The following is a 9,836-nucleotide window of genomic DNA, read 5'->3' on the forward strand; positions in this document are numbered from 1 at the left end:
GCCTAGTACGAGAAGGCCATCGGCTTGTCGGCGTCACGGGCGTCGCCGCCGATCTTCGTGGGCGGGTTCAGGTCGGCCTCGGTGAGTTCGGGCGGGCCGGCCTTGACGTACTTCACGAGCAGCTTGACCTCGATCACGGCGAGGACGGCGTAGAGCGTCGTCAGGACGATCATCGAGGTGAGGATCTCGCCCTGGGAGACGCCGGGCGAGACGGCGTCGCGGGTCTGGAACAGGCCGTAGACGACCCACGGCTGGCGGCCCATCTCGGTGAAGATCCAGCCCCAGGAGTTGGCGATCAGCGGGAAGGCCATCGTCCAGACCGCCACCAGCCAGTACAGGCGGGTGAGCCGCGGCCGCAGGGGCTTCCTCAGCAGCACCAGATGCGGCACTTCGTCCTCCCCGGTCCGCGACGCGGCCGGCAGCAGGAACTTCTTCCGCGTGAGCCACAGCCCCAGCAGCCCGATGGAGAACGACGCCATACCGAAGCCGATCATCCAGCGGAAGCCCCAATAGGCGACGGGGACGATGGGCTTGTAGTCCCCGGGGCCGTACTTCTCCTGGAGGGCCTTGTTGGTGTCGTTGATGCCCGGCACGTACGACTCGAAGTCGCTGTGGGCCAGGAAGGAGAGCAGACCGGGTATCTCCAGGGCGACCTTGTTGTGGCCCTTGTCGACGTCCCCGTAGGCGAACACGGAGAAGGGCGCCGGCTCCTCGCCGTCCCACAGCGCCTCGGCAGCGGCCATCTTCATCGGCTGCTGCTCGTACATGACCTTGCCCAGGGTGTCTCCGCTGACCGCGGTGAGCAGGCCACCGACCGCCACGGTGACCAGCCCTAGCCGGAGGGAGGTCCGCATCACCGGGATGTGCTTCTTGCGCAGCAGGTGGAAGGCGGCGATGCCCACCATGAAGGCGCCGCCCGTCAGGAAGGCCGCCGAGAAGCTGTGGAAGACCTGGTTGAGCGTGGTGTTCTGGGTCAGCACGACCCAGAAATCGGTGAGCTCAGCCCGGCCCTTCTCCTCGTTGATCCGGTAGCCGACCGGATGCTGCATCCACGAGTTCGCGGCGAGGATGAAGTACGCCGACAGCAGCGTGCCGATCGAGACCATCCATATGCAGGCCAGGTGGATCTTCTTCGGCAGCTTGTCCCAGCCGAAGATCCACAGACCGATGAAGGTGGACTCGAAGAAGAAGGCGATGAGGGCCTCGAAGGCGAGGGGCGCGCCGAAGACATCTCCGACGAAGCGTGAGTAGGCGGACCAGTTCATGCCGAACTGGAACTCCTGCACGATGCCGGTGACGACACCCATGGCGATGTTGATCAGGAAGAGCTTGCCCCAGAACTTGGTCGCCCTGAGGTACTTCTCCTTCTCGGTGCGCACCCAGGCGGTCTGCAGGCCGGCCGTGAGGGCGGCAAGCGAGATCGTCAGGGGAACGAACAGGAAGTGGTAGACGGTGGTGATGCCGAACTGCCATCGCGCCAAGGTCTCCGGCGCCAAAGCCAATTCCACGTCGTCTCTCCTTACATCGCCGTGGACACTGCGGCAGTTTGCCCCTTTTGCCCTACACATCCAAGGCAACCGAGGCGAGCTTGTGAACGCGTTCACATTCACAAGCCATTATGACGCACAGATGCCCGACATCCGAAGGGGGGTCCCCCTACTCCGCGTCAACCCCTTGGCGGCGACTTCAACATATTGTTGAATTGACAGCATGAAGACGCAGCGGACACAGATCCGCATCTCCTGGCCCTCTGGACACCTGACCGCGACACTCGACGACACCGCGACCACCCAGGCCCTCACCAAGACACTGCCGCTCGCCTCCACCGCACGCACCTGGGGCGAGGAGGTCTACTTCGACACGGGCATCGCCGTTTCACGTGAAACGGACGCCCGGCAGGTGGTCGAGCCCGGCACGGTGGCGTTCTGGACCGACGGGGACGCGTTGGCACTCCCCTACGGGCCCACGCCCATCTCCCAGGGCGGCGAGTGCCGCCTCGCCAGCCCGTGCAATGTCCTCGGCCGGGTCGACGGCGATCCGCGCATCCTGGCGACGGTCCACAACGGCGACCCGATTCGGGTGGAGCTTGTGGAGGTCTGATTGCCCAGGGGCTGGACTGCGGCCCGCTCGGGGCGGGGGATTTCTGAGTCGGGTGGTGCTGTGACGGTTCGGCTGATCGCCGACGGCCGGGTAATCGGCGAGAGCCGGCATGCACGCACCGCCATGCAGCGTCGGCAGGGCGGGATTCAAGCCAAGGTAGGGGCGACCGCCCCCGGCCGTGCCGTCGCGGTCGCCGCCTCCCCCGGCCTCAGAGGTTCTTGAGGAACCCTTCCGTCACCTTCAGGAAGATGTCGTTCCCCTCGGCCTCCCCGATGGTCACGCGCACGCCCTCACCAGGGAACGGCCGCACGATCACGCCCGCCTGCTCGCATGCCGCCGCGAAGGCGACCGTGTGCTCACCCAGCGGCAGCCACACGAAGTTGGCCTGGGTCTCGGGTGCCGTCCATCCCTGGTCGCGCAACCCCTCGACCACGCGGTTGCGCTCGCACACCAGCGACCCGACCCGGCCGAGCAGTTCGTCCTCGGCACGCAGAGATGCGATCGCCGCCTCCTGCGCGAGCCGGCTCACCCCGAACGGGACCGCCGTCTTGCGCAGCGCGGCGGCCACCGGTTCATGCGCGATGGCGAACCCGACGCGCAGCCCGGCGAGGCCGTACGCCTTGGAAAACGTCCGCAGGACACAGACGTTGGGCCGCTCCCGGTACAGCTCACAGCCGTCCGGCACCTCGGGGTCGCGGATGAACTCGCGGTACGCCTCGTCCAGCACGACCAGCACGTCACCCGGTACCCGGTCCAGGAAGCGCTCCAGCTCGGCCCGCCGTACGACCGTGCCGGTGGGGTTGTTGGGGTTGCAGACGAAGATCAGCCGGGTCCGGTCCGTGATGGCGTCCGCCATCGCCTCCAGGTCGTGCACGGCCCCCGGGGTCAGCGGCACCTGAACGGACGTGGCGCCGCTGATCTGCGTGATGATCGGGTACGCCTCGAAGGAGCGCCAGGCGTAGATCACCTCGTCGCCGGGCCCGCTGGTGGACTGCACGAGTTGCTGGGCGACACCGACGGAGCCGGTACCGGTGGCCAGGTGCGAGGCGGGGACCCCGAAACGGTCGGACAGCTCGTTGACCAGGTCCGTGCAGAACATGTCCGGGTAGCGGTTGAAGGACGAGGCGGCGGCCGTCACGCGCTCCATCACGCCGGGCAGCGGCGGATAGGGGTTCTCGTTGGAGGACAGCTTGTATGCCACCGGGCCGTCGGCCGCGGCCGGCCGCCCCGGCTTGTAGGTGGGAATCCCCTCCAGCTCGGCGCGCAGCTTGGGGCTCGTCTCGCTCACCGCAGTCCTCCTCGCGACCACCGGCGGCCCCAGACTGCCGCCGGCTTCCAATGCTTCTCACCTTATGAGGATTCGGCGCGGCTGCGAATGGGTGAGTCCGCACCACATCCGTCCCAACGGCATCAGGGGCATCACCGCATGAAGGCGTACGAAACAGGGGGCGCGCCGCACATATATCTACGCGCCGGTGGCTCACGCCCTGGCGCGCATCGCCCGGTCAGGTGAGTTGAGACCTCTTCGAAACATCGAGGTCTTGGCAGGCCGGTGCGTGCCGACACGTCACGTCCCTCAATGAGTGAAGCCAACTCCCTTACTTTTAAAGGCATTTAACGCCCTCTGACCTTGCAGAAACGTGCCTGTCAACGGGTGCATATGCGTCCGCCCTACCCCACCGCATGAGCCCTACTATCGGCTCGCCATGACAGCAGCAGGGAAGCACCAGGTGAGCCGCGCGGAAACCTCTCGTCGAGGCAGTCGGCCGGGCCGGGCGGGCATCAGAGACGTGGCCGCCGCCGCCGGGGTCTCCATCACGACCGTCTCCGACGCCCTCAACGGCAAGGGGCGGCTCCCGGACGCCACCCGGCGCCATGTCCGCGAGGTCGCCGACCGGCTGGGGTACCGCCCCTCGGCCGCGGCCCGAACCCTCCGTACCGGCAAGTCCGGACTGATCGGTCTGACGGTGACCACGTACGGGGATGAACCTTTCACCTTCACGGAGTTCGCGTACTTCGCCGAGATGGCACGCGCCGCCACCTCAGCCGCGCTCGCCCGCGGCTACGCCCTGGTCATCCTGCCCGCGACCTCCCGTCACGACGTCTGGTCCAACGTCGCCCTCGACGGCACCGTTGTCATCGACCCCTCCGACCAGGACCCGGTCGTCAGCGAACTGGTCAGACAGGGTTTACCGGTCGTGTCCGACGGCCGCCCGGCCGGCGCGCTCCCGGTCACGGCCTGGGTCGACAACGACCACGAGGCCGCGGTGCTCGGCATCCTCGACCACCTCGCCGAGGCCGGCGCCCGCCGGATCGGCCTGCTGACCGGTACCACCACTGACACCTACACCCACCTGTCCACCACGGCGTACCTGCGCTGGTGCGAGCGTGTGGGGCAGGACCCCGTGTACGAGGCGTACCCCGCGCACGACCCCTGTGCGGGCGCCGTCGCCGCCGACCGTCTGCTCGCCCGGCCCGACCGGCCGGACGCCGTCTACGGCCTGTTCGACCCGAACGGCACCGACCTGCTCGCCGCCGCCCGCCGCTACGGATTGCGCGTACCCGACGATCTGCTGCTCGTGTGCTGCAGCGAGTCCACCGTGTACGCCAACACCGAGCCGCCCATCACCACGCTCTCCCTGAAGCCGCGCCGGATCGGCACGGCCGTGGTCCAGCTGCTCATCGACGCCATCGAAGGCGTCGATTCGGACCAGTCGGTCGAGCAGGTCATACCGACCGAGCTGATCGTGCGCACCTCGTCGCAGCGGCGTGCCCCGCGCACCACCGTCAGCCCGCCGCGTGCGCCCGAGGAGGGCTAGCGCACCACGCCGGGGTGACGTCGAACGGCCACCGGACAAGGGATAGCCCGGCCCAAACGGGGTGAAAGCCGCGATGATCCTGCGCCCTGTTCCGATTCACCACCCCTGGGTCATCACACGGCGCGATCCGCATTCCTATGATGGGCCCACGACACCGCGGGCCGCTGCGACCAGGCAGTCCGACGAGGTGCAGATGCGGCGCGATGGTGGAGGGGTCGATGACTCAGGGGGCCGGTCAGGGACCCGAGGTGGAGCGGACGGCAACGCTGCGTGACTTCCGGGTGCCCGCTTACGTCCACGAGACCGGTCCGTACGTCGACGGCGCGCACCCCGGTGAGGTCGCGAGCCCCGTCACCGAGCCGGTGGAGCATCCGGAGGCGTACACGCCCACGGAGCGCGACCTGCCCGTCATCAACCGAGGTGACACGGTGCAGGTGACGGTCGATCCGTCAGCCCTGCCGGAGCAGCAGCCGCAGTCCACCACCGGTCCCGGCCCGCTGTACGTCGTCGGCGACGTGCACGGCTATCTCGACGAGCTGCTCGACGCCCTGCGGGCCAAGGGCCTCATCGACGAAGCCGGCCAATGGTGCGCCGGCACCGCGCGACTGTGGTTCCTGGGCGACTTCACCGACCGCGGCCCCGACGGCATCGGTGTGATCGACCTCGTGATGCGGCTGTCCGCCGAGGCCGCCGCGGCCGGCGGCTACTGCAAGGCCTTGATGGGCAACCACGAGCTGCTGCTGCTCGGCGCCAAGCGGTTCGGGGACACGCCCGTCAACTCCGGCGCGGGCACCGCCACCTTCCAGGCCGCCTGGCTGCTCAACGGCGGCCAGAAGACCGACATGGACCGCCTCCAGGACCACCATCTGCAGTGGATGGCCCGCCTGGACGCGCTCACCGAGACCGACGGCCACCTGCTCGTGCACTCGGACACCACCGCGTACCTCGACTACGGCGACTCCATCGAGGCCGTCAACGACAACGTCCGCGAGGCCCTCACCCGTAACGACGCGGACGAGGTCTGGGACCTGTTCCGCAAGTTCACCAAACGCTTCTCCTTCCGCGACGAGGGCGGCGCCGACGCCGTGCGCTCACTGCTCGATACGTACGGCGGTACCCGCATCGTTCACGGCCACAGCCCCATTCCCTATCTGCTCGGCGATGTCGGTTCCGAGGACGGCGAGGACAGCACCGGTCCGGTGGTCGACGGGCCGCACGTGTACGCCGACGGCCTGGCCATCGCGATGGACGGCGGGGTGACCATGGCCGGAAAGCTGCTGGTCCAGCAACTGCCCCTGGATAACTGAGCGTTCCCGGGGCAGGCGTACCCGGACGGCGGCCGGCGCACTACGGCGCAGGCCAGGTGCCAATTTCTGGAAACCCCCTGTCACGGCGCACCGTCACCGCTCTACCATCGCCTTATCCGTAGCAGGCTCCCCTCCGTTTCTGCCCGACGGCTCGTCAGCGTGCGAGCCCCAAGCCCTACGGAGCATCGGGGGATGCACATGAACAGCGTTCCGCAGCACCTGTTGAGCGAGGACCGCCAGGATTACGAGCGGCTCCTCGACGAGGCGCTGCGCTCCGCACACCACCGGCCCGAACTGGCCGCAGTGGGACAGCGGCTCAACCCGGAACAGCTGCGCACCATGGCGCTCAACGCCACCGCACTCATCACGGCGGCCGCGGCGACCGAGTACCAGCATTACGTGAAGGTTCGCGAGGAACTGCGCCGCCCGGCGCCGTCCACCCCGGCGACCACCCGCGAATCCGGCTCCAGCGAGCCGGGTACGGGTGCCGTGGGGCTCGCCACCACCATGGGAGAGGCCGCCGCCGAAACCGTCGGCGCGGGCGCCGTGGCCATCATCGCGGTCCTGGCACCCGTCCTGGCCGGAACGGCCGCGGCGATCTTCCTGCTCGTCGGCTACACGCTGAAGATGCTCGACCCCGAGCCGGGCATCGCTCAGACGATGGTCACCACCGGGTGGGTGTTCGGCGCCGTGACCGCGGTCGCCATCCTGCTCGCCGCCGTCGGTCTGTTGCTCACCGCCTTGAGCAACAGGCCGGCCCTGAATTCCGGACCGTACGACGAACTCAGCCAAGAGGTGGCAGGCGCCAGGGAGGCCTGGCGCCGGGCCTTGCTGGAGAACGGCATCCTGCCGTTCCTCCGGGAAGCCCTCGCCACCCCTGATCCGGCCGCGCTGCAGCGTGCGGCCCCGAAGATCCCGACCAGTCGTATGCCGCACCTGGGCTACGACCGTCCGGGCTTCACCAGTCCCGGTGACGGCCCGTCGGGCTCGCGCCCGAGCTTCACGAGCCCGGACTATTCCAGCCCGGATTTCGGAGGCCCGGACCACAAGCCGGAATGACCTGCGGCTTGCGCCCCCCGTGGTGCGCAAGCCGCAGGTCCGGCGCGGTGTGCTGTCGTATGCGGGCTGGACCGAGACGATGACGGGGCCGCAGGCCTGCGCCCCCGTCCCCTCGGCCGGGTCAGTCCGCGATCGGCAGATACACCCGGTTGCCTGCCGCCGCGAACTCCTTCGACTTCTCGGCCATGCCCTGCTCGATCTCCGCCTGGGTGCCGCCGTGTTCACGGCGGATGTCCTGGGAGATCTTCATCGAGCAGAACTTCGGCCCGCACATCGAGCAGAAGTGTGCCGTCTTGGCGGGCTCGGCCGGGAGGGTCTCGTCATGGAACTCACGGGCCGTGTCCGGGTCGAGGGCGAGGTTGAACTGATCCTCCCAGCGGAACTCGAACCGGGCGTCGGACAGCGCGTCGTCCCATTCCTGCGCACCAGGGTGCCCCTTGGCGAGATCGGCCGCGTGGGCAGCGATCTTGTACGTGATGACGCCGGTCTTGACGTCGTCACGGTTGGGCAGGCCCAGGTGCTCCTTGGGCGTGACGTAGCAGAGCATGGCCGTGCCCCACCAGGCGATCATCGCGGCGCCGATGCCGGAGGTGATGTGGTCGTACGCCGGGGCGACGTCCGTCGTCAGCGGGCCGAGCGTGTAGAACGGAGCTTCCTCGCAGATCTCCTGCTGGAGGTCGATGTTCTCCTTGATCTTGTGCATCGGGACGTGTCCCGGGCCCTCGATCATGGTCTGTACGTTGCAGCGCTTCGCGATCCGGTTGAGTTCCCCGAGCGTGCGCAGTTCGGCGAACTGCGCCTCGTCGTTGGCGTCCGCGATCGAGCCCGGCCTGAGGCCGTCGCCCAGCGAGTACGTGACGTCGTAGGCGGCGAGGATCTCGCAGAGTTCCTCGAAGTGCTCGTAGAGGAACGACTCCTTGTGGTGCGCCAGGCACCATGCCGCCATGATCGAGCCGCCGCGCGAGACGATCCCGGTCTTGCGGTTCGCCGTCAGCGGCACATACGCCAGACGGACGCCCGCGTGGACCGTCATGTAGTCCACGCCCTGCTCGGCCTGCTCGATGACCGTGTCCTTGTAGATCTCCCAGGTCAGCTCCTCGGCCCGGCCGTCGACCTTCTCCAGCGCCTGGTAGAGCGGCACCGTGCCGATGGGGACGGGGGAGTTGCGCAGCACCCACTCGCGTGTGGTGTGGATGTTGCGGCCCGTGGACAGGTCCATGACCGTGTCGGCACCCCAACGGGTCGCCCAGGTCATCTTCTCGACCTCCTCCTCGATGGAGGACGTGACCGCGGAGTTGCCGATGTTGGCGTTGACCTTCACCAGGAACCGCTTGCCGATGATCATCGGTTCGATCTCCGGGTGGTTCACGTTCGCGGGCAGAACGGCCCGCCCCGCCGCGATCTCCTCGCGCACGACCTCGGGCGAGACGTTCTCCCGGATGGCCACGTACTCCATCTCGGGCGTGATCTCCCCCCGTCGGGCATAGGCAAGTTGCGTGACCGCCTGGCCGTCCCGGCCGCGGCGCGGCAGGCGCGGGCGGCCGGGGAAGACCGCGTCGAGGTTGCGCAGCCCGCCGCGAGGCGAGGTGTGCTTGATCCCGTCGTCCTCGGGACGGACGGGACGGCCCGCGTACTCCTCGGTGTCGCCGCGGGCGATGATCCAGTTCTCCCGCAGCGGTGACAGACCGCGGCGGACGTCGGTTTCGACGAGTGGATCGGTGTACGGACCTGATGTGTCGTACAGCGTGACCGACTGCCCGTTGCTGAGGTGCACCTGACGGACCGGCACCTGCAGGTCGGGGCGGGAGCCCTCGACGTATGCCTTGTGCCAGCCGATGGACTTCCCGGCCTCCCCGTTGATCGCGTCCTCGGTCGCGTCCTGGGTGGAGGCAGGCGTGCGTGCGTCCTTGTTGGCCATGAGACCGATCTCCCTACGCCGGCATTACCCGGTAACAGGTTCGGCGGTCGACGCAGCGGTTTCCGTCTGCCGGCGTTTCATGGGAAACATCACTCGTGCCGAGTCACGTTCCACGTGAAACATCGCGAAGACGAAGGTCAGCGCCCTCTCAGCCCGGTGCTCCGAGCTCCCGCGTTTACAAAGGTGCCCCCACGCTAGCGTCAATTCGGGCGCGGTGAACAGAGGGGCCCCGCCGTTCTTGCGATGATCGGTCGGTGACCACGAATCAGCAGCCCCCGTTCCCGCCGCAAGAACCGCCGCGCGGAACCGGCTCCGGCACGGGGTCGGAACGCGGCTCGGGCGTGGTCGGGGGTGGCACCGCTCCGGGCAGAGGGCCGGATGCGGGTCGAGGTGCGCCCGGGGCGGGGCGGGGGGACGCTCCTGGCGGTGGCCGGGGTGGTGCCGCTCCTGGCATCGGGCAAGGGAATGCTCCGGGTCGTGGCCGGGGTGGCGCTTTCGGCATGGGTGTAGGTGGCAGCGGCGTGAGTGGCGTGGGCATGGGTGGCGGATCCGGCTCGGGTCCACGTGACCGGGCTGACTTCGGACCGGGCGACGGGCCGGGGGGCGGGCCCGGCGACCGGTCGGGCTTCGGTG

General features: G+C 68.6%; 7 protein-coding genes and 1 riboswitch. Of the genes, 4 read left to right on the forward strand and 3 right to left on the reverse strand.

All coding sequences use genetic code 11. From position 1 onward, the window contains the following. Positions 1-2: 2 nt before the first annotated feature. Entirely contained in the window at positions 3-1,508 is a 1,506-nt protein-coding gene (locus ACIHCM_RS05120) for a cytochrome ubiquinol oxidase subunit I (RefSeq protein WP_399889278.1), read from the reverse strand. A 202-nt stretch (positions 1,509-1,710) separates the two neighbouring features. Here ACIHCM_RS05120 and ACIHCM_RS05125 point away from each other — a divergent pair, with 202 nt between their 5' ends. Beyond that, on the forward strand, positions 1,711-2,100 hold the full coding sequence (locus tag ACIHCM_RS05125) for a cyclophilin-like fold protein (protein WP_399889281.1): 390 nt from the start codon (positions 1,711-1,713) through the stop codon (positions 2,098-2,100). A 208-nt stretch (positions 2,101-2,308) separates the two neighbouring features. Here the strand turns inward: ACIHCM_RS05125 and hisC are convergent, their stop codons facing one another. Next, complete coding sequence (hisC, locus tag ACIHCM_RS05130) at positions 2,309-3,388, reverse strand: histidinol-phosphate transaminase (protein ID WP_399889284.1); 1,080 nt, start codon at positions 3,386-3,388, stop codon at positions 2,309-2,311. A 418-nt stretch (positions 3,389-3,806) separates the two neighbouring features. Here hisC and ACIHCM_RS05135 point away from each other — a divergent pair, with 418 nt between their 5' ends. From ACIHCM_RS05135 to ACIHCM_RS05145, 3 genes are all read left to right on the forward strand, one after another. Beyond that, positions 3,807-4,919 (forward strand): LacI family DNA-binding transcriptional regulator, encoded by a 1,113-nt coding sequence (locus ACIHCM_RS05135; protein ID WP_399889287.1) that lies wholly within the window; start codon positions 3,807-3,809, stop codon positions 4,917-4,919. A gap of 203 nt (positions 4,920-5,122) precedes the next feature. Beyond that, complete coding sequence (locus ACIHCM_RS05140) at positions 5,123-6,226, forward strand: metallophosphoesterase (RefSeq protein WP_399889290.1); 1,104 nt, start codon at positions 5,123-5,125, stop codon at positions 6,224-6,226. Positions 6,227-6,418: 192 nt separating this feature from the next. Then, entirely contained in the window at positions 6,419-7,285 is an 867-nt protein-coding gene (locus tag ACIHCM_RS05145; RefSeq protein ID WP_399889293.1) for a hypothetical protein, read from the forward strand. A 121-nt stretch (positions 7,286-7,406) separates the two neighbouring features. On the opposite strand, the gene thiC is transcribed toward ACIHCM_RS05145, so the two are convergent. Further along, positions 7,407-9,203 (reverse strand): phosphomethylpyrimidine synthase ThiC, encoded by a 1,797-nt coding sequence (thiC, locus tag ACIHCM_RS05150; protein ID WP_399889296.1) that lies wholly within the window; start codon positions 9,201-9,203, stop codon positions 7,407-7,409. After that, positions 9,197-9,386: riboswitch (TPP riboswitch) on the reverse strand. Its footprint overlaps the gene before it by 7 nt. Between the last annotated feature and the right edge of the window lie 450 nt (positions 9,387-9,836).

It is taken from the genome of Streptomyces sp. NPDC052023, assembly GCF_044548465.1.
In the GTDB taxonomy this organism is placed as follows: Bacteria; Actinomycetota; Actinomycetes; order Streptomycetales; family Streptomycetaceae; genus Streptomyces.

What these genes read in the sequence shown, in the direction of transcription:
- ACIHCM_RS05125 (WP_399889281.1), top strand. Translation starts at nt 1,711, where the DNA reads ATGAAGACGCAGCGGACACAGATCCGCATCTCCTGGCCCTCTGGACAC.
- ACIHCM_RS05135 (WP_399889287.1), top strand. Translation starts at nt 3,807, where the DNA reads ATGACAGCAGCAGGGAAGCACCAGGTGAGCCGCGCGGAAACCTCTCGT.
- ACIHCM_RS05140 (WP_399889290.1), top strand. Translation starts at nt 5,123, where the DNA reads ATGGTGGAGGGGTCGATGACTCAGGGGGCCGGTCAGGGACCCGAGGTG.
- ACIHCM_RS05145 (WP_399889293.1), top strand. Translation starts at nt 6,419, where the DNA reads ATGCACATGAACAGCGTTCCGCAGCACCTGTTGAGCGAGGACCGCCAG.
- thiC (WP_399889296.1), bottom strand. Translation starts at nt 9,203, where the DNA reads ATGGCCAACAAGGACGCACGCACGCCTGCCTCCACCCAGGACGCGACC.